The organism is Hazenella coriacea, assembly GCF_004341825.1.
GTDB classification, from domain to species: Bacteria; Bacillota; Bacilli; order Thermoactinomycetales; family Thermoactinomycetaceae; genus Hazenella; species Hazenella coriacea.
Window position 1 is genome coordinate 489,726 of sequence record NZ_SMAG01000003.1, and the last position, 23,647, is coordinate 513,372.

The 23,647-nt window shown below is 39.5% G+C and carries 30 protein-coding genes; 13 read left to right on the forward strand and 17 right to left on the reverse strand.

Going from position 1 to position 23,647, the window contains the following annotated elements:
* The first annotated feature begins 153 nt into the window (after positions 1-153).
* Positions 154-1,212 carry an isocitrate/isopropylmalate family dehydrogenase gene (locus tag EDD58_RS08545; RefSeq protein ID WP_131924508.1) on the forward strand — a complete coding sequence of 353 codons (1,059 nt, stop codon included), beginning with the start codon at positions 154-156 and terminating at the stop codon, positions 1,210-1,212.
* Positions 1,188-1,868 (forward strand): YczE/YyaS/YitT family protein, encoded by a 681-nt coding sequence (locus EDD58_RS08550; protein ID WP_279389102.1) that lies wholly within the window; start codon positions 1,188-1,190, stop codon positions 1,866-1,868. The genes EDD58_RS08545 and EDD58_RS08550 overlap by 25 nt, the downstream gene beginning before the upstream one ends.
* A gap of 80 nt (positions 1,869-1,948) precedes the next feature.
* On the opposite strand, the gene EDD58_RS08555 is transcribed toward EDD58_RS08550, so the two are convergent.
* Positions 1,949-2,233, reverse strand: a complete 285-nt coding sequence (locus tag EDD58_RS08555) for a hypothetical protein (RefSeq protein ID WP_131924431.1) — start codon at positions 2,231-2,233, stop codon at positions 1,949-1,951.
* Positions 2,234-2,773: 540 nt separating this feature from the next.
* On the opposite strand from EDD58_RS08555, the gene EDD58_RS15025 reads away from it, so the two are divergent.
* Positions 2,774-2,902, forward strand: coding sequence for a sporulation protein YjcZ (locus EDD58_RS15025; protein ID WP_131924432.1), 129 nt, complete (start codon positions 2,774-2,776; stop codon positions 2,900-2,902).
* Between the two features lie 325 nt (positions 2,903-3,227).
* The gene (locus EDD58_RS15265) at positions 3,228-3,356 is read left to right on the forward strand and encodes a hypothetical protein (RefSeq protein ID WP_279389103.1); all 129 of its coding nucleotides are present in this window, start codon (positions 3,228-3,230) and stop codon (positions 3,354-3,356) included.
* A 315-nt stretch (positions 3,357-3,671) separates the two neighbouring features.
* Here EDD58_RS15265 and EDD58_RS08565 read toward each other — a convergent pair whose 3' ends face one another.
* The 5 genes from EDD58_RS08565 to EDD58_RS08585 all read right to left on the reverse strand — a co-directional run bounded on the left by EDD58_RS08565 (position 3,672) and on the right by EDD58_RS08585 (position 6,769).
* Positions 3,672-3,938 (reverse strand): hypothetical protein, encoded by a 267-nt coding sequence (locus EDD58_RS08565; RefSeq protein ID WP_165875892.1) that lies wholly within the window; start codon positions 3,936-3,938, stop codon positions 3,672-3,674.
* A 10-nt stretch (positions 3,939-3,948) separates the two neighbouring features.
* Entirely contained in the window at positions 3,949-4,515 is a 567-nt protein-coding gene (locus EDD58_RS08570) for a hypothetical protein (RefSeq protein WP_131924434.1), read from the reverse strand.
* Positions 4,516-4,758: 243 nt separating this feature from the next.
* Positions 4,759-5,166, reverse strand: coding sequence for a DUF309 domain-containing protein (locus EDD58_RS08575; protein ID WP_165875893.1), 408 nt, complete (start codon positions 5,164-5,166; stop codon positions 4,759-4,761).
* Positions 5,167-5,386: 220 nt separating this feature from the next.
* A complete protein-coding gene (locus EDD58_RS08580) occupies positions 5,387-6,106 on the reverse strand; it encodes a tetratricopeptide repeat protein (protein ID WP_165875894.1) in 720 nt (239 codons plus the stop codon).
* A 153-nt stretch (positions 6,107-6,259) separates the two neighbouring features.
* Positions 6,260-6,769 (reverse strand): DUF3907 family protein, encoded by a 510-nt coding sequence (locus tag EDD58_RS08585; RefSeq protein ID WP_131924437.1) that lies wholly within the window; start codon positions 6,767-6,769, stop codon positions 6,260-6,262.
* Positions 6,770-7,082: 313 nt separating this feature from the next.
* Here EDD58_RS08585 and EDD58_RS08590 point away from each other — a divergent pair, with 313 nt between their 5' ends.
* Positions 7,083-7,559 (forward strand): acyl-CoA thioesterase, encoded by a 477-nt coding sequence (locus EDD58_RS08590; RefSeq protein ID WP_131924438.1) that lies wholly within the window; start codon positions 7,083-7,085, stop codon positions 7,557-7,559.
* A gap of 43 nt (positions 7,560-7,602) precedes the next feature.
* Here the strand turns inward: EDD58_RS08590 and EDD58_RS08595 are convergent, their stop codons facing one another.
* The 3 genes from EDD58_RS08595 to EDD58_RS08605 form a co-directional block, all read right to left on the reverse strand.
* Positions 7,603-7,788, reverse strand: coding sequence for a hypothetical protein (locus tag EDD58_RS08595; protein WP_131924439.1), 186 nt, complete (start codon positions 7,786-7,788; stop codon positions 7,603-7,605).
* A gap of 74 nt (positions 7,789-7,862) precedes the next feature.
* Positions 7,863-8,291: a CoA-binding protein gene (locus EDD58_RS08600; protein WP_131924440.1), complete on the reverse strand. Its 429-nt coding sequence runs from the start codon at positions 8,289-8,291 to the stop codon at positions 7,863-7,865.
* 100 nt (positions 8,292-8,391) lie between these two features.
* On the reverse strand, positions 8,392-9,105 hold the full coding sequence (locus tag EDD58_RS08605) for a serine/threonine-protein kinase (RefSeq protein ID WP_131924441.1): 714 nt from the start codon (positions 9,103-9,105) through the stop codon (positions 8,392-8,394).
* Positions 9,106-9,387: 282 nt separating this feature from the next.
* On the opposite strand from EDD58_RS08605, the gene EDD58_RS08610 reads away from it, so the two are divergent.
* On the forward strand, positions 9,388-9,804 hold the full coding sequence (locus EDD58_RS08610; protein WP_131924442.1) for a DUF3054 domain-containing protein: 417 nt from the start codon (positions 9,388-9,390) through the stop codon (positions 9,802-9,804).
* A gap of 215 nt (positions 9,805-10,019) precedes the next feature.
* The gene (locus EDD58_RS08615; protein ID WP_131924443.1) at positions 10,020-10,652 is read left to right on the forward strand and encodes a CBS domain-containing protein; all 633 of its coding nucleotides are present in this window, start codon (positions 10,020-10,022) and stop codon (positions 10,650-10,652) included.
* 121 nt (positions 10,653-10,773) lie between these two features.
* Here EDD58_RS08615 and EDD58_RS08620 read toward each other — a convergent pair whose 3' ends face one another.
* The gene (locus EDD58_RS08620) at positions 10,774-10,959 is read right to left on the reverse strand and encodes a YqgQ family protein (protein ID WP_131924444.1); all 186 of its coding nucleotides are present in this window, start codon (positions 10,957-10,959) and stop codon (positions 10,774-10,776) included.
* Positions 10,960-11,040: 81 nt separating this feature from the next.
* On the opposite strand from EDD58_RS08620, the gene EDD58_RS08625 reads away from it, so the two are divergent.
* A complete protein-coding gene (locus EDD58_RS08625) occupies positions 11,041-11,421 on the forward strand; it encodes a hypothetical protein (RefSeq protein WP_131924445.1) in 381 nt (126 codons plus the stop codon).
* Positions 11,422-11,535: 114 nt separating this feature from the next.
* Here the strand turns inward: EDD58_RS08625 and EDD58_RS08630 are convergent, their stop codons facing one another.
* A complete protein-coding gene (locus EDD58_RS08630) occupies positions 11,536-12,120 on the reverse strand; it encodes a biotin transporter BioY (protein ID WP_165875895.1) in 585 nt (194 codons plus the stop codon).
* Positions 12,121-12,474: 354 nt separating this feature from the next.
* Between EDD58_RS08630 and EDD58_RS08635 the strand changes: the two genes are divergently transcribed.
* Positions 12,475-13,203 (forward strand): trypsin-like peptidase domain-containing protein, encoded by a 729-nt coding sequence (locus EDD58_RS08635; protein WP_131924447.1) that lies wholly within the window; start codon positions 12,475-12,477, stop codon positions 13,201-13,203.
* 124 nt (positions 13,204-13,327) lie between these two features.
* Here EDD58_RS08635 and sat read toward each other — a convergent pair whose 3' ends face one another.
* The 3 genes from sat to EDD58_RS08650 form a co-directional block, all read right to left on the reverse strand.
* Complete coding sequence (gene sat, locus EDD58_RS08640; protein WP_131924448.1) at positions 13,328-14,500, reverse strand: sulfate adenylyltransferase; 1,173 nt, start codon at positions 14,498-14,500, stop codon at positions 13,328-13,330.
* Between the two features lie 30 nt (positions 14,501-14,530).
* A complete protein-coding gene (locus tag EDD58_RS08645; RefSeq protein WP_131924449.1) occupies positions 14,531-15,241 on the reverse strand; it encodes a phosphoadenylyl-sulfate reductase in 711 nt (236 codons plus the stop codon).
* A 265-nt stretch (positions 15,242-15,506) separates the two neighbouring features.
* Complete coding sequence (locus tag EDD58_RS08650; protein ID WP_131924450.1) at positions 15,507-17,018, reverse strand: MATE family efflux transporter; 1,512 nt, start codon at positions 17,016-17,018, stop codon at positions 15,507-15,509.
* 152 nt (positions 17,019-17,170) lie between these two features.
* Here EDD58_RS08650 and EDD58_RS08655 point away from each other — a divergent pair, with 152 nt between their 5' ends.
* The gene (locus EDD58_RS08655) at positions 17,171-17,611 is read left to right on the forward strand and encodes a YtoQ family protein (RefSeq protein ID WP_131924451.1); all 441 of its coding nucleotides are present in this window, start codon (positions 17,171-17,173) and stop codon (positions 17,609-17,611) included.
* Positions 17,612-18,140: 529 nt separating this feature from the next.
* Here the strand turns inward: EDD58_RS08655 and EDD58_RS08660 are convergent.
* The 3 genes from EDD58_RS08660 to EDD58_RS08670 all read right to left on the reverse strand — a co-directional run bounded on the left by EDD58_RS08660 (position 18,141) and on the right by EDD58_RS08670 (position 20,568).
* A complete protein-coding gene (locus EDD58_RS08660; RefSeq protein WP_165875896.1) occupies positions 18,141-18,437 on the reverse strand; it encodes a spore coat protein GerQ in 297 nt (98 codons plus the stop codon).
* Between the two features lie 14 nt (positions 18,438-18,451).
* The gene (locus tag EDD58_RS08665; RefSeq protein ID WP_131924453.1) at positions 18,452-18,877 is read right to left on the reverse strand and encodes a cell wall hydrolase; all 426 of its coding nucleotides are present in this window, start codon (positions 18,875-18,877) and stop codon (positions 18,452-18,454) included.
* An 89-nt stretch (positions 18,878-18,966) separates the two neighbouring features.
* Complete coding sequence (locus EDD58_RS08670; RefSeq protein ID WP_131924454.1) at positions 18,967-20,568, reverse strand: amidohydrolase; 1,602 nt, start codon at positions 20,566-20,568, stop codon at positions 18,967-18,969.
* A 177-nt stretch (positions 20,569-20,745) separates the two neighbouring features.
* On the opposite strand from EDD58_RS08670, the gene EDD58_RS08675 reads away from it, so the two are divergent.
* From EDD58_RS08675 to EDD58_RS08685, 3 genes are all read left to right on the forward strand, one after another.
* Positions 20,746-21,978 (forward strand): DNA polymerase IV, encoded by a 1,233-nt coding sequence (locus tag EDD58_RS08675; RefSeq protein ID WP_131924455.1) that lies wholly within the window; start codon positions 20,746-20,748, stop codon positions 21,976-21,978.
* Positions 21,975-22,313 (forward strand): YolD-like family protein, encoded by a 339-nt coding sequence (locus EDD58_RS08680; protein ID WP_131924456.1) that lies wholly within the window; start codon positions 21,975-21,977, stop codon positions 22,311-22,313. Before EDD58_RS08675 ends, EDD58_RS08680 begins: the two co-directional genes overlap by 4 nt.
* Before the next feature lie 249 nt (positions 22,314-22,562).
* Positions 22,563-23,591, forward strand: a complete 1,029-nt coding sequence (locus tag EDD58_RS08685; RefSeq protein ID WP_131924457.1) for a sporulation protein — start codon at positions 22,563-22,565, stop codon at positions 23,589-23,591.
* Positions 23,592-23,647: the final 56 nt, after the last annotated feature.

Sequence of the window (23,647 nt, forward strand, 5' to 3'; positions counted from 1 at the left end):
AAGAATGTTTGCTCTTTAAAAAGAAAATTACGTATGTCAATTTGTCCAAATCTTCTGCGTCTAGTAACAAGTATAGGGTAAGGGTATAATAAACAAGGAATGCTATATATTTTAGAGGTGAGTTAGTTGAGTAACATCAAATCAGTCGTAATTATGAAAGGGGATCAAACCGGACAAGAGCTACTAGATGAAGCCCTCCGTGTTCTTGATCCCAATGTGATTGGCTTTGAAATTGATTTCCAAACGTATGATCTTAGCTTAGAAAACCGCCGTGAAACAAACAACCAAGTCGTTCATGAAGCTGCAAAAGCCATGAAACGCACAGGTTTCGGTATAAAAGCCGCAACCATCACCCCAGAAGTCACAGGGGATGTCGGTAGTCCTAACGCTATTTTACGTAAAGAAATTGATGGTAAGGTCATTATTCGTACTGGTCGTAGAATTCCTGGTGTTCGTCCTGTTGCAGGCATTCACTCCCCGATCTCCGTCGTCCGAATGGCTGTTGGAGATGCTTATGGAGCGAAAGAATGGCGTGAAGGTGAAGATTTAGATGAGGTAGCGTTTAGAACCGAGAAAATCGATCGGAAAACTTGTCGTACAGTAGCGGAATATTCTTTCCGTCATGCCAAAAAAACCAACGCCAAAGTATTTGGTGGTCCTAAATTCACCGTAAGTCCTGTGTATGAAGGTATGTTAAAAGAAGAAATGGATGCGGCAAGTCAACGTTATCCTGAAGTTCGCTATGAACCACAATTAATTGATGCAACCTATGCACTTTTAATTAGTAATTCTGGAGATCCGATGGTGATCCCTGCACTCAACCGTGATGGGGACTGCTTAAGTGACCTTGTGTTACAACTATTTGGTTCGATCGCTGGCTCAGAGTCCATTTTGATGAGTTTCGATGACGATTTTAATACCCAAGTAGTCATGGCAGAGGCTCCCCATGGAACAGCCCCTTCCCTTTATGGTAAGAATGTTGCCAACCCCATGGCAATGATCTTAGCTTCCGCTTCTTTACTCACTTATTTCAATGAGCCAAAAGCAACTGCTGCTTCGCGAGCGATCTATGAGGCTGTCATTGAAGCCGTTCGTGAGGGAATACGTACATCTGATTTGGGGGGTAGTTCTACTACCAGTGATTTCACTAATGAAGTCATCCGCAAAGTTCAAACGAAATTAGAAGTGTGGACCACTTTACAAGGTTTCTAAGGCCTAAGCCGGTTCCTCCTACCAGGGACTGGCTTTCTTTTTTATTTTTATTTTTAAGAGGTGTCACCATGAATCGAATCATCGCATATTTTATTGGACTTGCTTTCCTAGGTTTAGGAATTACTATAGCCATCCAGGCTGACATCGGTACAGGTGCATGGGACGCTCTGAATGTTGGGTTAGCGAAGCTGACAGGTTTGAGTGTAGGAAGTTGGGTGATCATTGTCGGTATCGCCTTGATCTTTATTAATGCCATACTAATGAGAGAACGTCCCGATTTTTATGCGATGTTAACTAGTTTCTCTCTTGGGTTGATCATCGATGGCTGGTTTTTGATTATTTCAGTAGAACCAACAGCTTGGATTTGGAAATTCCTACTCTTTATACTTGGAATGCTAGTGACCGCCTTGGGTCTTGCCACCTACTTACAAGCAAAGTTTGCTCCTACCTCCATCGATCGATTGATGTATGCGATCTCTAAGCTTACTGGTTTTAGTTTAAGAACCTCAAAAACGATTGGAGAGGTGATCGCCCTCTTGCTAGCCTGGATGATAGGTGGTCCAATCGGAATAGGAACGATTTTAATTACATTTTTGATCGGTCCCTTACTCCATCTATTCCTTCCCTATATGGAATCCCTATTTCACACGAAATAGATGCCCGTCTTCTTTATAGATACGGGCTTTTTTAATCCATAAAAAAGCTGACCCTCGTTACAGGTCAGCCTCTGAGTCAACTAATTTCGCTTGGGATTTAATTTTTTCTTCCCCTTTAAGATATCCATTCCTTGGTTTGGGTTTTTTTCAATCTGATTAGCAAATTGTCTTAGCTCCCCCATATCAACATCTGCTTGGGTCACCTTCATCAAATATTCTAGAACAGCATTCATTCCACCACGATCCTTGGCTTTTTTAGCCCCTTCAATAATCCGTTCTAATTGTTGTTCAGAAAGTACTCTCTGTCCCATCACGCTGTTAATCATCTGAGCCAAATCTTTTATAGATGGTTCGTTTCCTGCCATATACAGATCCCCCTTTTTGGTGATTCACCTACAATTTATGTGAAAAGAAAAGGGGTGATAGGGATAAACGCCCACCCATCCGCCCAAAACAACTTCATTTAGGAAACTCATGACAAAAGCTGATTTTTCATAGATGCAGAAACACCATACAAAGTTTATGAATATCTAGATAAAGGATATACCTTGAATCCAGTTATTCGATGGTATCCAAGGATGGTAGTGTGATGCCTCTTACTACATTAAAGCGCAAGCATTCAGGGCAAATAACTATTTTTCAAGAGTAAGGTATTCGCCTGTACAATCAGAGGACCAGAGGCATAAAGTAAAACAGCTAAAGATGAAAGAGACCAAACACACTTTTACAAATCCTTGATCTTCATCATAGGAAATTCTACCACACCCATCTAGAGATCTCTTTAGATCAAATATCTTTCATCCTGCAAAGAAGGGTGCATTTAAGCTTAGAAATATCCCTTACGCTCCTTAGTACTTAAGATATAGCACCCATCTTGTTCATTACTTTTGAGAGGAGGTGAATTCATGAGTGGATACGGATACGGAATTGGATGCGGGTTTGGTTGGAGACAATTATTACTCTTCTTACTCGTCATCGCGATTATCTTCTTCTTCGTTTGTGGTGGATTCGGTTTAGGTGGATATGGTTGCTAGATCATCATAATCTGAGCTCCACCCACTGATAATGGAAAGGAGGTGATGTTCATAAATCAATGAATGGAGTTTTTCACCTTCTTCCATCTACGGTGGACTCAGATCTAGTTAATTAGATGTAATAGGATATGTAATAGCAAACCCATAGAGTCATGTGGAAGGAGGAGAAATATGGGCTACGGTCGATATGGCGGAGGATTTGGATGGAGACATTTACTACTTTTCTTACTAGTCATTCCAGTCATCTTCTTCTTCGTTTGCGGTAATTTCGGATTTGGTTATGGTTATTAGAAGCCTAAAAACTGATTATTAAGGAGGGCTTTTCATGAGCGGTTACGGATATGGATGCGGATATGGATGGAGACATCTCCTGCTCTTCTTGCTCGTCATTGCAGTGATCTTCTTCTTTACTTGTGGAACTGGCTTTTATGGTGGTTATGGGTACGGCTGCTAGTACCCTTGAAAACTGATTAAAAAGGAGGGCTTTCCATGGGTAGATACTACGGATACTCTCGATGCGGATATGGATGGAGACAACTCCTTCTCTTCTTACTTGTCATCGCAACAATTTTCTTCTTTGTTTGTGGCGGAATCTGGTAAGACAGCAGCAAAAAAGAAATGTCCTCATACAGGGCATTTCTTTTTTTATTGACAAACAAAAAATCCTCCTCACTCTTTTCTAGAGATGAGAAGGACTTCTTGAAGAGTAATTCATAAAGGAAATGTTTTTAAAGAGATATATTCCTTATGATATGTGATCTCGAGCGCTCTACTTCCGAATAACTGAATGAACACGAAGTCGACTTGGATTTCTCCCCATTAATTGTATTAAAATTTGGTACTGCTCTAATAACATAAGTTCAAAAAAGCGACTGTCCTTACGCAACTTTTGATTCTCTACAGTTAAAGACTGAATTTGCTTACTGAGGCTTGCAACCTGGGACTCTAAACGTTGGACACGTACTTTAAGTAAGGAATCCTTTGTCTGAGGGGAATTACCAGCCAAGTGAAGCACCTCTCTCTTCAATCTGCTCATACTAGGTAGTTTATGAAGAAGAGTCTGACTCTGCTTCCACAGGTATCCCGGTGCTATGCATCTTTCTATTTATTTCATTGACTTGAATATCTTCGTTTTCTTTCATATATTTCAGTAATTGAACTAACTCAAAATAACGGTCCTTGATCTCCTTTTCATATAAATAATAGGAGTCCTTCTCTTTCTTTAACTGGCTGTTTTCCAATTGTAGTTGCTCATATCGCTTTGTACGATCTGATAATGTATGGGTCAATCGATCCACATCTTCACGTAAATCATGATAATTTCGCTCTGTTTGTTTAAGCAATGTCATAATCTGTGCAAATGATTCAACCGAAGTCCCTCGACTTTTTTGAATTTGCTGATGTACTCTTTTTCTTTTTGCTTCCTTATATGAATGTGGATCTTGTTGTCTTAATACTGCATTCCAGCGAAACCCACAGGCCCCTAATGTACGACCTAATTGTTTCCCCACTTTTTCAAAAGCATGAAGCTGGGTTCCACCATCGCGGATCGACTGTAAAACCTCTTCTCTTAACAACTGATCTTCCTCTTCTGTCCATCTTCTTCCTTTCATATAACATATTCCTCCTCCTTAGAAGCCCTTTCAAAACACTTGTTAGCAAAATTTAGATTCCCACAATACCCTTTTCTCATCAAGAAAAATAGGCTTCTGATCCATCAACACTACTCGCTTTATAGTTATTATGTAGTCTCATCTATAGTTATTTATGTTTATTTATCAGAAAAAAAGACTCAAGAATTTGAGTCAATCCATTCACATCTGTAGAATTTTCTAAGGTAGACACAAAAAACCGAATCAATCAGAGGTTGATTCGGATGAAGAATGTGAGATGTCCGGAAGTGGGCAAGTTTGAATCCCAAGCTGTTCAATCTCGCTCCAAGACATTTTTTCTATTGATTGAGGTAAAACCTCTAAGCAATGATGTAGCCACTCCAGAACTTGACTCACCTCTACTCCTTCTGTATAAGGTGCATAAGACTCTAAATAGCCTTGTGCAGTTGTGGCAAGCTTACGTGCCCCTCGTACTTTTCCTTTTTTCAACTGATGCATGATCGCAGCAATTTGGATCAATCCGTGATAAAAACGATTATGTCGCTGGGTTTGCCACAATTCTTCTAATACTTCGTGAGCTTCCCAGTATTCCTCGCGATGGTAGTGGGTAAAAAATTGGATGTAAAGAGGATGATAAATAGAAGAACTCAATTTGAGACACTCGCTTTCCATTGTGTTTTGGAAAAGGAATAAATAAAAAAGACCAGGTAACATTCCTGGTCGCATGAAAGAGGGTCAAGATTAAGGAGTTAAAAAGAAGCGTGGTAGCGTAAGCAAGAAGGTCAACCTTACTTACAAAAATCATTTTAACACGCTCCCCGAATTTTGTCGATATTTTGTCGAGATTCATTTTCAAACTTTTTCATTATATCTAAAAACCCCAGCGTCTCCACAATGAAAAACGCGATACATTTGTGGCTTTTAATACTTGGCGGAATTGCGAACGAATCCATTTATTCCCTGGATCTAAACGCAAGGCACTTTTTAGTTGTTTAGCAGCCTCATCATACTGACCTAGCTCCACAAAAAGCTTTGCTGTTTGTAGATGATATTGAACGGCCTGTCCTTCATGATAACGCCCTGCAATTTTAATATGTAAAAGCGCTTGAGCAGTCCGTCCCTTCATATGATAAACTTCAGCTAAGAATGTATGAGCTAAGGCATCCTTAGGATTAAGCTCCAAACTATGTAACAAAAAGTTTTGTGCCATAGATAGACAGTCTGTATGTACCATCATATAGCGGCCATACTCCCGGTATGCTTTACTAAAATGAGGATGGTTTTTCAAAATAGATTGATACAGTGAATGTGCTGCTTGAAGATCATTTTGTCCTTCTAAGATTTGTGCCATAAGCAATTGTGCTTCTTCGTGCATGGGATCTAACTTTAATGCAGCCTCAATTGCCATTTGTGCACGATCCCAATGTTGCCTAGTTGCCTCAATATGAGCGAGAACTAGATAATGTTCAATTTGCGGGTTTTTTTTAATTAATCGCTCGAGTTTAGCACGACTGCGACGATAACTCTTAGTAGGCACTCGTTTCCCTTCAACCTGTACAATAGTATGTGTCTCTATCATCGATCCTGCCATCACCATTTCCCCCTTTGCATCCTACCGACTATTTGTCTCTATGGCTAGATCTGTTCGTTCAGTATCTTGTAATATTAGTGTAACTGATTCGACAAACTTTGTCACGTTAAGTCGAAACAACCCTCCGCCATAAGCAAAGGGTTTACAGAAAAATTATTTTTGTTGCACGGTTTGCAGACGTATATGAGTAAAGTAATCAGTCTCATAATATTCGAGTTCATCTCGTAAATACTCGAAAATTTTAGATAGCGAGAAAACTAATTGTTGCAGAGATGATGGAGTTGCCTCCCTAAATCGGATTGCATCTTGAGCCGTATAGGAATACCTTCCATCTTCCTCATACACTTCATTTCGTGGATAGTAAAAGCCATACACACAACTGTGTACAATCTCACCTAATACTTTATTGGCGAAATCTTCACTAAATGTAGCTCTTCGTAGAACTAGACTAATCTTTTCATAACCAAGCTCACAAACCACTACTAAATGACGAAGATCACTTAAAAATTCACATATATATTTTTCTGTATCTGGGTCTGAAGAGTTTTCTTCCATCAGTTCGTGTACACTATTATAATTAAGGAAATTTTCAAGTTGTTCTTTCGCATTTCTTAATTTTTCCCTCGTCAATACGCAGAGCTGCTTTGTCTGTTCAGCTGGCATATCTCGATTAACCCCCTTGGACATCATAATGTCCCTTTCACAAATCATTTTCATTAGTATAACACATTTATCAATTAGCATCTCTAATTCCTTGATCACTTACCACTTTTTTAACATATATCTCGCTTAATAACAAAAGAAAGCAATGATCATGTCAATGACTAAAAAGATGAATCCATGATCTAACTTGATCCTGGAACCACAATAATTCTATTCTGACTTATTAAATTATTTTATTCAAGAAGGTTTTTCTATTAATTTCTCTAATTAAAACATTGGCAGTTCTTAATATAGCTCATTGGAGGGAGACATCATGTCACAAACATGGCCGCCTAAAGATCTAGCTCAATGGTTTAAGGATTTCCGTTATTTCACACCCATTCAAGTTCGTTTTTCTGATACGGATTTGATTGGTCATATTAATAATGTTAGTTACATTACATACTTTGAATTTGGACGAGTTCAGTATTTAAAAGATCTGGGACTATATCAACTCCTAGCTGAACCTGAACCAGGAAAGAAAGGTACAATCGTAGCAGCAAGCATTGAATGTCATTATCTTCGCCCCGCTTACTATGAACAAGAGATTCAAATTGGCGCTCGTGTAAGTCGAATTGGGAACAGCAGCTTTGATTTCCAATATGCGGTCACCATTCCAGCAGAAAAAAGTATTGCGGCAATCGGGAAAGGAGCTGTCGTCTATATCGACCCCCAGACAGGAAAAAGCCAACCACTTCCCGAAGAAGCCAAAAACATTATGCTCTCATATGAAGAAAATATAACTGTTTAAAGTGATAAAAGCCCAACTACTTAACTGTAGCTGGGCTTCATCTCTATTGTAGAGGCGATTGTGAGTGAAAAACCATCGCTTCTACAATAATCATATTTATATCTTCTTTACTTAATAAAGCTAATTCACCTTGTATAATAATATCGGAATTAAGTTCTACTTCTGTCAATAATTCATAAAGTTCAGGTGTCATATTTAAAACCAACTCTGACAACTTCATGGTTTGCACTGTGATCACCTCGTTGCATGGATCTTTTGTTCAATCATATGCAACGCTCGAATCATATGTTTATATGATTCACCCTATTTATCAACTTTACCCAATAGGATCGCATGGTCTACTTTTATACAACGATCCATGATAACTGTAACTCCTTTTTCTTTGGCTAACTCCGAAGCTTCTTCATTGATGACTCCCAATTGCATCCAAATTGCCTTCGCTCCAATTTGAAGAGACTCTTCAACTACAGGTAGTACAGTTTCGCTTCTACGAAACACATTAACGATATCAACTTTTTCTGGAATCTCAGTCAATGAAGCATAAGGCTTTTCTCCTAGCACAGGTTCTGTTAGATTTGGATTTACAGGAAAGATTCGATAACCAGCTTGTTGCAAAGCTTCTGCGATTAGATAACTGGTTCTCTCTGGCTTGTTTGACATTCCTACAACTGCGATATTTTTGGCTTCTTGTAGTAACTGCTTTCGTTGTTCATCGTTTGGATTTATGAACATATAGATACCCTCCTCTAAGAATTTGTGTATGTACCTTACTTTAGATAAGTTTATTATATTAAAATTATCCACAGCACTCAAATCAATATAATTCTATGGCTCACCTTTTAGATCTTGTTTCTTTTTCCTGATTATAAAGCTTTTCTGTTATATAGTTGTTTAAACTTAAGAAAAAATCTTTGATGGAGAATTCTTCAGAGGCACGTGCCATATATCTTTTTTTAGCAAATTCAATCATCCATGTAGGAATCTTTCTCCCCCGAATCAGAGGATAATAGTGACGATATCCCTCAACCAAGTGATCCCAACGAAGATCATTTCCTTCTTTTAGGTATTCAGAAACATCTACAACTTTTGCATGCCCATCTTGGTAAATTACATTTTTCAAGTGAATATCCCGGGGATTTAAACCTTTCATACGAGCAAACTTACGGGCTTCCTCAACATCTTGAACGACTTGCTCTGGGATCTCAATCCCTTCTTCTAGACACTGATATAGAGTAGGTCCCTGCTCATAGCTTAAAATTAGATAATGCTCTCCTTGACCAAAATAACGACAAAAGTTGGGATGAGAGCCTAGTTGTTCATATACAGTTGCTTCTACTACCTTTTTGTTTTGCCGATCTGGAGCAAATACTTTGAAAACAACTTTTGGTTCACTGGGATGCCATACGACAATCGCATCTGTTCCCAAACCAATCAAATGGAATTCAGACGGAATTTCATTGACTATCACGATTTGGTTATCTTTATTCACATGAATCTGAATCTGCTTTAGTAAATGATCAATATGCTGGTCCTTTACAAGATCCACTCCATCAACCCTTTTCTTTCGTTGATCTCTTCTTTATAATCATGCCAATAAATGGTTGATGTCGCAAGTGTTTCATAATTGTACCATTTTGGAACATGATTTAACTACTATTGATTTACCCTTAAAGCAGGACTCATTCAACATGATTTTTTACTATGTATGAATTATTTCAGTCAGATGTTGATTGGATAGAAAAAACATCTCCAATCACTCCAAATCGTTTTGATTAAGCCAAGTTATTAATGACGGGTCATGAACCTATACATAAGGAGGAACAGATGAATGAGATTATTCAACAGCACTCACACGAAATGGCTTCTACTAGGCGACTTGCTCATTTTGCTTATATTTTCATGGTTGGGACGTGTCACCCATGAGATGCCTGTAGACATGGGTATTGTCCTTTGGACCACGTTTCCCTTCGCCATTACTTGGCTATTGGTTGCCCCCACATTGGGGATCTACTCTACCACATCCCTTGAGAGTAAAAGACAAATGTTTTTTCGGACAAGTGGTACCGTTTTTATAAGTATCACCCTTAGTATTTGGTTCCGTTCTATTTTAACTCAGCATCCTTTTCATTGGCTCTTTTATGTAGTTACTCTCTTAGCCCTTTTACCTTTATTTTTAATTTGGCGAGTCACCTATACCTGGATCTATCAACGAGTACATGCTACTCACAATCCTTCAACGAACTAACTCCTGTCTACATCATTTCACTACGAATCATTGTTCATTTCATATACTTCTGATCTGATTCGTAGTGAATCATTCAACCCATTATAATGTGAACTGAAATGTATTATATTCGTGATATAGTTATTCACTATTCATTGCAAATTAAGCTCTTACTTTGCCCAACTTTTTTTGTATACTAAAAGGGAGAGATTTTTCCCAAAAGGAGATGTAGCCTAATGTTTATCAAAAATTGTTTAACCCCTGCCCAACAGATTAAAACCGTTACTCCTGATATGAGTTTACAAAGTTGCTTAAATCTTCTTGAACAGTATCAACTTGATTCGATCCCTGTAGTTGACGAAAAAGGCGGTTTTGTTGGAATTACTGGTTATAGCTACATCTTTAAGGCTTTAATCACAGAAGGCAAAGAAAAATCCGAGCTAGATCATCTCCCTATTTCAATCAGTGTGCATCCGATGAAACCGCTTTCAATCAATGCCACTTTTGAGCAAACATTACCTGTTACGGTCCGTTATCCATTTGTACCGATTGTGGATGAAGATGGAAGTACATTTGCAGGGATTGTTAAGATCAGTCATATTGAAGCTATTCTCGAAGACACTTATGGGCTTGAAGTTCCAGGCGTTCGTTTCTTATTGGGTGTACTTTTAGATTCACCTCACATCCTGTCACAAGTCATTGAATGTATAAAACCATTTGATATCAATATTATCAATCTGGTAACCTTTGATGCTGGAGAACGAGCAGCACGTCGTATTATTTTAAAGGTGAACCATTCTCCTTATACACAACAAATCAGACAAGCTTTAGAAGAAAAAGGCTTCCGAGTCTTAGATGTAAGAGAATAATGATCAGATATAGAACCCTAATCTTAAAAATCAAGCCTAAAAAGAAAAATGAATAGAAAAAAAGCTTTTACTTTACGGAGAAATCCACAAAGTAAAAGCTTTTTTCTTTTAAGTTTTCTATTTATCTACTTAGAGATTTTTTTAAAATAGTAATCGCTTTTAGATACTCTTCATTCTCAATCAGTCCTGTATCTTTTAAATCTTTGATTTCATCCAACATAAATTCTAGATCTCCGACTGGATCGCCTGTATAAACCACAATACCAAATCTTTTTAATAAATCGCGTACATTTTTGACCCGATTCATCAAAAACACCCCTTTCTAGAGAAGTCCCTTTGTGAACATGGTACAATAGATGGACATCATTCAAAAAGAGGTGTAAAACACATGTCTTTTTTTATACCCTTTAAAAACTTTGCTGGTGAGTTACTTATTTCCCAACGAAGAGGAAACTTACGATATACATTAACCACCAAAGAGTTAGTGTTTCAAAAACCGCATACTTCATACCATATTTTCCTATCTGATGTAATCGGACTGATTCCTATACAACCTCACTCAATGATCCCCTGCTCATCTCATGGCGATCCATGGGTTGCGCCCAATTTTTATTCGCAAATTTACAAAATATCAGCTCAGAAGCTTCAAATCATAAACCGACAAGGTCTGCACACTCTGGAAGATACAGATCTCCTGCTTCCTCTTAATCAACGATTGATCTATCAAATTCAACAATGTGCAGATTTCACCTTACTAACTTCTGTTTAGTCTGAGTGGTCTCCCTATAAAAAAAGCTGATGGTTTCTCATTACCATCAGCTTTTGGTGTTACCTTCATCAATCCTACCATTCATCCAAACTATTCACTCACTCGTTTTCCCCGTTATGCACTCTTGTTAGCGGTTGCTTTCTTCGGGATCAAATTAGGAATCGCCTTATGTAAAGCTAAAACAACAATCGCTCCAAACACTACTTTGATCACGTCGCCAGGCAAGAAAATCACGAGTACAGACATAAATGTTTCTTTTACTAATGGAGCCCCTGTCGTCACTACAAACCAAGTAAATCCACAGAGGTGAATAAGGATGGTTCCACCGATGAGGTGAGCAATGATTATATGCCACAACTTAAGTCCACTTTTTTTAGAGAAAGAATATACAATCACCCCAATAATAAAAGCAGCGATCGGCCAACTAAAAATATATCCACCTGTGGGTCCCAATAAAGCAGCGAGTCCTGATTTCCCTCCTGCTAAGACGGGAGCTCCCACAGCCGCAAGGGCAATGTATACAATCATACTCAAAAATCCTCTTTTCGGTCCTAGTACGGAGCCTGTAAGCATAACAACCAATGTTTGCAAAGTGATTGGAACCGGTCCAAGCGGAATGCTAAATGTACTCACAACAGCTAGAAGAGCAGTAAATAAAGGAATAAGTACTAAATCTCGAACCTGAAACCTAGAATTCATCGTCTGAAATTTCCCCTTTTTATTCATATCAATCTGATCGTACAATTCCTTAGAATCATACTTAAATAGAATAAACACATGTATAGCTTAAAAAATGTCACGCCATTTGTCAACTTATATAATATTGTGGTTTACATTTAACTTTCAAAAGACCCTCTCAGTGAAGCAATATTTACTCTTTAACTTTAAATACCTCATTTTCATCACCTATGAACTTGATCCAACTAGACTATCGCCTTAATCATTACAATGATCTGGATCATTTAGGACATCGCCTTGCCTTACAAACGCTGAGGTACATACAATATACAGCCATCTAACTAGCTAAGGGTTGGGAATAGGAGGCTGCGTTCTATGCGCCAACGGAAAATACGTTTATCGCGTTCTGAGGCAAAAGTAGCTGCAAATCATCCTGCCAATGTCTTCGTCTCCGTCGTTCGTAAAGTAAGAAATAGTGTTGTGTCCATCGTCACAGAAGAAAAAAAAGTTCCAGCCTTTCAAGATCAAGTTTGGGGCATGATCTTTTCGGACCTCCCTCAACAAAGATCAGAAAAAAAGACGCAATTTGGCTCAGGATTTATCATCCATCCCCATGGATATATTTTGACCAATGAACATGTCGTCCAACAATCACCTTCCATTCTCGTTCAAGTGGAGGGGTACAAAAATCCTTTTCGTGGTACTCTTGTCTGGAAAGATGAAAAACGAGATCTAGCCATCCTTAAGATTCCTGTTCCGCGTCCACTCCGACCTCTACCTCTTGGAACATCTATGAATACACAGATTGGCGAATGGGCCTTAGCTGTAGGAAATCCCTTTGGTCTGGATCAAACCTTTACTGTAGGTGTCATCAGTGGAAAAAATCGACCGATTCATGTTGGGAAGCGGACTTATGAAAATGTGATTCAAACTGACGCTGCCATCAATCCTGGCAATAGTGGAGGTCCCTTAGTCAACATCTTTGGGGAAGTGATCGGTGTCAACACTTTGATCATCTTTCCTTCCCAATGTATTGGCTTTGCCATTCCTATTGAAGAAATCAAACCAATTATCACTCATTTTCTTGGATCATTTAAATCATGAACGGAAAAACCCTTGATTGACTCTGCCTCTCATAGAGAAAGTCATCAAGGGTTTTCGAGGGTTCCACTAAGGAATAACACAAAACCAATTCATGCGAAACATCGACTCCTAACTGTTGATCAATCTATTGAATCGTTGTTTTTTTTCGGATTCCATTAATCAGCACCTGAATCACTTCCGTTCGGGAAAATTCAGGAGGGGGAATTTCACCTGCTTGGAGCATCTCTCTTACTTTCGTTCCTGACAATATCACATGATCATCTTGAGAGTGTGGGCACGTTTTGTAAGAAGTCATTCCAGCACACTTTCTACAAAAGAAACTATGTTCAAAAAAGAGTGGAATGATTCCGAGTTCTTCAGTCCGAAATTGCTTAAATATCTCTTGTGCTTCATAGGTTCCATAATATGATCCTACTCCAGCATGGTCACGCCCCACAATAAAATGAGTACAACCATAGTTTTTACGAGATAAGGCATGAAAAATAGCTTCTCGTGGTCCTGCATAACGCATCGCCGCTGGAAATACGCCTAGCAATACCCTTTGTGGTGGATAATACTCCTGTAAAATCACTTCATAACTTTTCATCCGTACACTCGCAGGGATATCGTCTGACTTTGTTTCTCCTACAAGTGGATGGAGAAACAATCCATCTACCGTTTCTAAAGCTGCTTTCTGTATATATTCATGGGCTCGATGAACTGGATTTCGTGTCTGAAAACCAACGACTGTTTGCCAACCGTTTTTTTGAAATCTTTCTCTGGTTTGGATTGGATCATAATGATGTCGAGAAAACTCTCCTTCATGTGGACGATGAAGTAACCAAATATCTCCTCCCAGATTAACGGGGGATTGTTTAAAAAGTCTAGCTACACCAGGATGTTGGGGATCTGTAGTTCCATACACCTGCTTCGCCTCTTTAAATAAATCTACTTCGTAAATACTTTCCACTTGAACGATCGCCACTATCCGTCTAGTAGAATCTCTCAAGGAAACATAGGGTGCTCTTCGAATTTCAGTGATGGATTCTTCGGGGATTGACAATGTAATGGGAAGACTCCACACTGTTCCATCTTGTAAACGCATGTCATCACAAACGGATTGATAATCCTTTTCTGTTAAAAAACCTGTCAATGGAGAAAAGACCCCTGTAGCAATACATAACAAATCCGATACAGTTGTATGAGGAATCGTGATCGATGGATAAGTATCAGCTTTCTTTAACCACTCATCGCGTTTAATCTCTGCCACCATACGGTTAACTAAATGCCCTCCATGAGGCGTAATCGTTTCTAACATGCCCGTTTGTTCTCCCCCATCTCTATTCCCTTATTCACTTGGGGAATTATGTAATCCACATTCTGTTTTTTCAGTACCTGTCCATCGTCCTGATCGAGGGTCTTCACCAGGGAGAACAGCTTGAGTACAGGGTTCACATCCGATACTAGGGAAATTTTGATCATGTAAAGGGTTATATGGGATTTGATGTTCATGGATATATTTCCATACTTGAGTAGATGTCCAATATGCCAACGGATTGAGCTTGACTAAGCCAAATCCTTCATCCCATTCAACCACTTCAGCGTGAGCACGTGTCAGTGATTGCTCACGACGAATCCCTGTGATCCATCCCTGATAGCCTTGTAACACTTTTTTCAAAGGCTCTACCTTACGAATGCGACAACATTGGTGGGGATTCTTAGTCCAAAGTGCTTCCCCATACTGCTTGGTTTGTTCTGTGATAGAAACATCTGAACAAACCCGTTTAAATTGGCAAGAATACCGTTCAACTAAACGATCCCGAACTTGATACGTCTCTGGAAATAATAAGTCTGTATCTAAATAGAAAATCGTTAAATCTGGCTCTATTTTTGAGACCATATCAACCAGAGCCACATCTTCATAGCCAAAACTGCACGCCAAAGTTAATGCTGAACTCCCTACGTTTTCAACACCCCAACGAATGACATCCATAGGATGAGCTTCCTTTAATCGGAAGGCAACCTCTTTGCATGATTCTGGTGATATTACATCTTCCATATCCAACTCCTCCTTCTTCCATTGAACCATTCATCGCTGAATCCCCCTGATGTCTTACCATATGGACTTCTGCCCCTGTCCTATGACAGAAGATCCCCGATTTACTCCAATCGTTCACAATCTCACATTTGAGAATCAAAAAAAGCTGCTGATTACCTTTTTGAAAATAAAGGTAATCAGCAGCTTTTTATATGAAATCAACAGTGTCGATATCCCCGAAGTTGAGAGTCGATATTTCGCGTGAAATGACTTCTTTGCAAATGAATTATTGGTCTGACGATGGTGCAACAAATAAGCTTTCATGCTGTTTTCCACGCCAGAAAAATCGATAATAGAGATACTGTACAATCACATTAAATAAAAATGCCATTGGGTATGCCATCCAAACCCCGTTGAGTCCATACAAACCAGATAATAGATAGGCACAAGGGACTTGAACTCCCCAAATAGCAATAATTCCGATCAATGTAGGCCAGAAAACGGTCCCACTGGATCTCATAAGTCCTGAAATGATGATCGCATGACCAAAAATCATATACGACCATAGCACGATATACAAGATCTCTTTAGCCATCGCAAGAGTCGTAGGCTCCACTAAAAACCACGATAAAATAGAACTACTAAATAGATACACAATCGAGACTAAAACAAGACCAATGGTATAATTTAAAAGAACCGAACTGGTAAATAGACTCTTTAGCCGATTGACTGCACGTGCTCCAATCAACTGAGAACCAAAAATCCCCACTGCCATTCCCAAACTCATCGCTGGAAGTTGTACATAAGTAATAACTTGCATGACTGCACCATAAGCGGCTGTTGCCTTTTCACCATATCCATTGATCAAGGTGATAACAGCTACTGCGGATAAAGAGACAAATATCATTTGCACGCTTGTAGGCAAACCAATCTTCAATAGTAATTTTAGGATTTGACCATCCCAAGTCAACTTCGTAAAAAAAGACCGATCAATCATCAAGATATGGTTTTTTCTTTTCAGATATACAAAAAGAAAAACTAATGTGACTACAATAGATAAAACACCTGCAATCGCTACCCCTCGAAGTCCCCATTGAGGAAAGCCCGCCCATCCTAATGCGAGGAAAGGGGTTAATATGATGTTTAACCCAGTACTAATAATGAGGAAATAAAATGGAGTTTTAGAATCTCCTGTCCCTCGTAAAAAAGTCGTATAGTTAATATAGATAAATTGGATCGGGAGAAAAGCGAACAATATCTGTGCAAATTGAACCGATGAATCAATAATACCTTTAGGTGTCCCCATCAATCCTAATAGTTCTCTTGCATAGATAAATCCAATCGCAGCCATTATCAAACCAAGCAAAAAGGAAAACTTTAAAGAGGTATGGACGGTTTGCTTTAAACGATCCATTTCTTGACCTCCATACGCTTGTCCAATCAAGATCGAACTAGCACTTCCAATCCCAATCACAATCGAGATCAGAAAAAATGTAACTGGAAACACTGCACTTGCAGCAGCCAGCGCTTCCTCTCCCAACCCTCTTCCCATAATCACTGCACTAATCGTTCCACCCAACGACTGCAAAGCATTACTTAACATCAAAGGAATTAAAAAGATCAGTAATGGTTTCCAAATGGGTTGGCTTGGATCCAAGATATTGGGCTGGTTTTCTTTCTGATCAGATGTCTCTGACTCTAAAGCTAATTCAGGTTGAACCGTCCTCTGTTCTGATTCATCTATCGTAGAAAGCTGTTCAATCTCTCCTTCTATTTGACCGATCTTACTACTTACCATTCTTTCACCTCAACTTTTTTCTTTGACTCCATTTAAACCGTTTTTGCTACAATAAAAGGGGGTACATGATGAACTCATTGACGCCTCATATGATGTAAAGTGAGGCAAAAGATGTGCCAATCTTAAAAATATGAATCTAAGGAGTCTGGCAGATGAAACTATTCGTTTACCTAGCAGGGCAAATTCACGATGACTGGCGAGCTCAACTGAAACAAAAAGCAGATGAGAGACAATTACCACTTCACTTTTTAGGACCACAAGAAAATCACGAGCGTTCCGATGATATTGGTGAATCGATTAAAGGAAAACAGCCAAATACGATTTATCGTGACTATACAGCATCGGAGTTTAATAATTTACGCACTCGGGTCTGGATGCAAAAAGCGGATGTAGTCATTGCCTTATTTGGAGAGAAATATCGACAGTGGAATACAGCAACAGATGCAGGAATCGCTCTCTCTCTAGACAAACCATTGATTTTGGTTCGACCCGAAAGTTTACATCATCCTTTAAAAGAGCTAGCCCAACGCGCCCAAGTCGTGGTTGAGACCCCTGATCAAGCTCTTGATGCTTTAGCTTATGTGTTAGAGTAACTAGTACTGATCTAAACCTTCATCCTGTCTTCATCGACAGGATGAATATCATCACATAAATGCTATTCGGTTACATCCGACCTATCTTCCTTCTTTATCATATCCCCTTTTATTGTAGCAATAATAAAACATTGATGATCATTATTTTTATAAAACCTGATCAAAGACCTCTCATTTACTGTGTCGTTATCTCCACGATTATCCATTCCTCAAAAGCTTACGTTCTATGAACTTGTGCCTTATAAAGAGCCGCTCCCCCTTCGATTCAGGGAATAGGCTAGAAGCATCTCCATGAAAAGAGTCGCCTCTCTCTTCCTCCATCGAAGGGTTCTGCTAAGGAATGGTACATCATATTTACTACGGAAAAGATCGATTCTTAACTGTTGGGAAGTCAGCTTGACTATTCTCATACAAAATCTTTCCAAGTAGTTATACACAACTAAATCATTTCAGAGCGATTTAATATCTATAGCGCAAACCAATCCCTCAGCTTATCATATCATTGATCTGGATCCTTTTCCGATCTTTGTCATTCCTTCAAGACAGCAGGCTGATCTTCAAAAACAATATAGTCCAAGTTAATATTTAACAAAAAGACATCTTTACCTGTTTTTTGATCCTTTAGTACAAAAAAATCGCGCCCCACCTCACGCAAGGTTCCTGTAAAAATGCGATCCCTCCATTGATTACTAGCATCGTAACTCATATAAGCAGTAATTCTTTTTCCAACATTATTTTGTAAAAAATCTTCTGAGTAGAGACGATCCCTCTTTTGAGAAATCTCTCCATTTTGTGAGACCATTCCGTAAGGATACGACCAATACATACTCTTTACCTCCATTAACGGTATACTTGCGGACAATTATTGGGAGTAGGTACATAAAAACAATGACTTTTATATCTTCCACTATTCGCTTGATTAAACCAAGTAGGAGGGCAATCACCTGCTGGCTTAAAAAACCACAACCCATAACGACCTGGTTCAAATCGCTCACCGCGAATCACTCTTTCTGCCAATCGGATATCCATCTTACGTGCGGGCTGATAAAAATAAGATTTTGTAATCGCTTCAAATCCACCTGGCTGCTGATAAACCATTTTTTGAATACTACTAATATCTCTAAAATCCAAACATTCACTACGCACCCGATTAACCCCAACATTTCCGACTAAGAGCATTCCTAGTCGACCATCTCCTTCAGCTTCCGCTCGCATCAGTCTTGCTAACAACTTTGTCTGTTCTGGATTTGTTCTGACCACAGCCATGTGACCACCTCTTGGGCTATGGTATGAGAATTTATGACTAAAAAGAACACTTTTCAACAGAAAAAAACAGATGAGATGAAACTCATCTGTTACTTTTGAAAGGCGATCTTTCCATTGATAATCGTCTGGAGTGTTTGAGCTTTTAGGAGTTCATCAACGTCTCCAGTAAGCAAGTCCCGATCAAACACGCTGAAATCTGCCTGTTTTCCTACTGAAATGGTCCCACGTCGGTGCTCTTCTCCCTCAGCATAGGCACTTCCTTTAGTGAATAGCATCAATGCTTCTAAGGCAGCTAATTTTTGTTCTGGAAGATAACCAGGATGATCTACGGAGTCTTCCAGCCTTCTTCGAGTCACTGCTGCATGGATGCCTAACAAAGGGTTCACAGGTTCAATCGGAGCATCACTTCCTCCTGCACATACAATCCCTGCTTGATGTAGCGTTTTCCATGCATAGGCAAATGCCGATCTTTTTTCGCCTACTCGTTCTAACACCCATGGAAAATCACTAGCGACAAATCGTGGTTGAATATCGACTGCCACATCATCCATCTCTTCCAATTCCCTTACTAAATCTGCTCGCAGGACTTGGGCGTGAATCAGTCGATGTCGTAATCCGCTTCCTTGAATGGAATAAGCTTTCATCGCTTGAATCACTCGGTCAACCGCTTCATCTCCAATCGCATGGACAGCAATGGGCATATTTCGCTGTGCTGCCTGTTGAGTGAGATGAAGAAGTTCTACTTGCTCGTGGATTGCCATCCCTTGATTGTTTGGATCGTCCGCATAAGGCTCTGACAGTAAGGCGGTTCTCCCTCCAATCGCTCCATCTGCAAAAATCTTGCAAGCACCAAGACGGAACCATTCATTTCCTTGACGTTCTTGGGGAGACAGTCGATCTATTTCTAGAAGATAGGGGTGGTAAACCAAGTGATGTGTACGTAAAAAAATACCTTCCTCATATAATTCTTGGCAAATTCGGATCAGTTCTTCCACACTAGCTATATAACGAAGGTCATCACTATGAACAGCCGTTAATCCACAAGCAAGTGCCTTCTTCATAGCGATCCGCATCGTCTCTTTTTTATCCTGATAGCTCGGCTCTGGTTGAGCTTGATTAAAAATAAATGAGGCATTTTCATACACCCAGCCATTTAACTTGCCTGATAAATCTCTCCCGAATGAACCATCCTCAGGATCTGATTGATCTTCGGTCACACCAGCTTTCCGATATGCACAGGTATTGACTAAATAAGCATGATAACAAATTCGACTTAAAAATACGGGATGATAGGGAAAGGCTTCATCCAACTCAGCCAATGAAGGGACTTCACCACCCATTCGATTTTCATCCCATCCTACTCCGATGATCCATTCTCCTGGGTTGATCATACTGGCTCGTTCTTTCATTTTTTCTAGCAGATCCGTTTTCGATCGGCAATGAGTAAAATCTAACATTTGACACTTCTGCCCCAGTCCAGAGAGATGCATATGGCTATCCACTAATCCTGGATAAACATATCCTCCCTCCAAATCTACCCGTTGAACATGACCCTGATGAAAAAGGTTTTCCATCTCCTTATTCGATCCCATGGCAATAATCTTTCCATTTTCCACTACAACAGCTTCTGCTTGTGGGCAAGTGGGGTCAAGGGTGACGATGTGACCATGATGAAAAATCGTTTGACTCATTTACCTGATCCTCTCCGTTCATATCGAATCGTCCTCATATCCATCATAGACCGAACTACTAATCCTCGTAAATACTTCGATTTACTCCCGTTGGAAACATTTCTCGGTATAAAGCGAACGTATATTTGCATATAATAAGATCCAACAGATCATATGTTCGGTTATGGAGTTGGTTAGATGGAACCTGTCATTTTTCTGGTGGATATGCAATCTTTTTATGCAAGTGTAGAAAAAGCTTTACGCCCTGAATTAAAGGAGCGTCCTCTCGTTGTTTCAGGTGATCCTGAACGGAGACACGGAGTTGTACTGGCTGCCTGCCCCATCGCCAAATCTTATGGGATTAAAAATGCAGAAACATTATGGGAAGCCCAAAAAAGTTGCCCTCAGTTAGTTGTTGTGCGACCACGAATGAAACTCTATTTGAACATGTCCTTACGGATCACAGAGATTTTAGAACAGTTTAGTGACCAAGTAGAGCCTTACTCCATTGATGAACAATTTATCGCCGTCCATGGAAGTCAACAACTATTTGGAAAGCCAGAGGAAATCGCTGTTAAAATCCAAAAGGAAATTCAACAGCAGATCAAGGTCTATGCCCGTGTTGGCATAGGTCCTAATAAAGTGCTAGCTAAAATGGCGTGCGACCATTTCGCCAAAAAAAATGAGTCAGGAATCTTCTGGTTGACGCATGAAAATATGGAAGAATACCTATGGCCATTGCCGATTGGCAAACTATTTGGGGTTGGCAGTCGCATGAATCGCCATCTGCAACGGATCGGAATTCGCACCATTGGAGAACTAGCTCAATTCCCACTTGAACGGTTAAAAAAGCGTTGGGGGATTAACGGTCATGTGTTATGGATGACTGCTAATGGTATAGACTCTTCACCTGTTACCAAGCAAACATTCCAACAACAAAAGGCAGTAGGTCATCACATGACATTACCACGTGATTACCGAACCGAAGAGGAGATTCAAGTCGTATTGTTGGAGTTATGTGAAGAAGTATGCAGACGTACTCGCCATCATCACCTGATGGGTCAGACCATTCATGTTGGATGCCGAAGCGCTAACTTTGATCGACCCACTGGATTTTATCGTCAAATGAAACTCCCCGAACCGACGAATCAAACGATGGTGATATTTAAATATGCTTGGCAACTCTTCCGCAAGTTTTGGGATGAGCAGCCCATTCGTTCTTTGGGAATTAGTCTAAGTCAACTTCAGCAAGATGACACCATACAACTCAATCTATTCAACCCTCATCAAGAGAAACAAGTCAAATTAGGATATGTAATGGATGAGATTAAAGAACGTTTTGGTACAACCGCCATTTTACGTGCCTCATCCTTAACTTCAGCTGGGCAAGCGGTCGAACGCTCTCGCAAGATTGGAGGTCATTACAAATGAGTGATATCTTAGATCGGAAAAATATTTTATGGGAAAGTAGCCGAATGTTTTTACCTGAACACCGTCAAGCTCTCCTTGAGCAACATCGCAAAGTGACTGAGTATCATCCACCCGAACTGGATGAAGATCAAAAAACGTATATGAACTATTTGTTGCAAGAAGCACTCGAAACAGAAAAACCCATCCTCGCCACATTTGCCACTCAGTACTCTCCACAACAATTTTGTGGCTTTATCGATCATGTAGATTTATTGACTCAAACCATCCACTTATCCAATGGAACCTACAAACAACTGATTTCATTTCAAAAGCTATTAAATGTAGAGTGGCCTTGATCATGATAGCTAATAACTTACTATGATCGTTTATTTATTGATAACTTTTGCAAAACGAATATATATCCTTGATTTAACTTAGCTGAAATCATAAGATTATGAGTGACTTTACACCACTATGAGTAAATATATTGGATTAAAAAAACTCATAGAGTGGTAAACAATGTAGTAACTCTGAGTTTGCTAGCACAACAAAACTGACCCACTTTCACAGTGGGATAGAAAAGTAGAAACAGGAGGTATAAAGTTTTGTTTAAAAAGTTAATGGCAAGTTTTGGACAAGGTGGGGCTAAAGTAGACTTGGTTCTCCAACAAAATCAATTCTACCTAGGAGATCAAGTGGAAGGAAAAATCATCATTTATGGTGGTACAGTTGCACAACAGATTAACCGAATTGGTGTTTCTTTAGAAATGGATGTACGAGTTTCTGGGCGTCATTATACCCGAACGGTAGCTCAAGTCCCCTTCCATTCATCTTTTACCATTCAACCTCATGAGCAAAAAGAACTTCCATTCCAGTTTGTTTTACCTAACAATCTACTGATTTCTGGAAATTATGTTTCCTTTTATTTTAAAACCCATCTCGATATTGCAGGTGGCGTAGATCATACAGATAAAGATTACATCTCCGTCCTCCCTACCCCTGAACTGCAAAATGTTCTCCATGCACTTGAGCAGTTAGGCTTTCGGGAAAAACATGATTCCAGAAAATTTAATGGGTATGCTCAAGAGTTTGAACTGTTCCCTACTCAATTATATCAAGGTCAAATTGAAGAGATTGAATTCATTATCGCACTTCAAGAAGATGGGATTCGCATGCTGTTTGAGGTAGATATTTACTCCTTTGGTCATAAAAGAGAGGTAAAAAGAGAACTATTCCTTGACCACTCATTGTTAACCAATGTACCTAACTTAGCCAATTACTTTAAACAACTATTAGACGAACTATTGGCTCAACAGTCTGCATTTGGTCAACAACCTACTTTTGGTCAGCAATCTTCTCCATATCCCCAAAACCCGTATTCTCAAAATCCATATCCCCAACGTCCTCAGCGTTACTTTGGTTCATCTTCAGCTCGCCATTATGGTCATCATCCACATCACAAACACCGTGGCTTCTCAAGTGGAGCAGCTGGAGCTGTTGGGGGATTCGCAGCTGGGATGCTTGGTGGAATGTTAATCAACGAAATGATGGATGATGATGACGATGGAGGGTTTGGTGGCGGCTTTGATGATGAGGGAGGATTTGACGACTTCTTTGGAGGAGATGAGGATTGATCTACTCATCATCCACCTTTACGAAAGCGGATTCAAAAAAAGGAAGTTCTCTATAT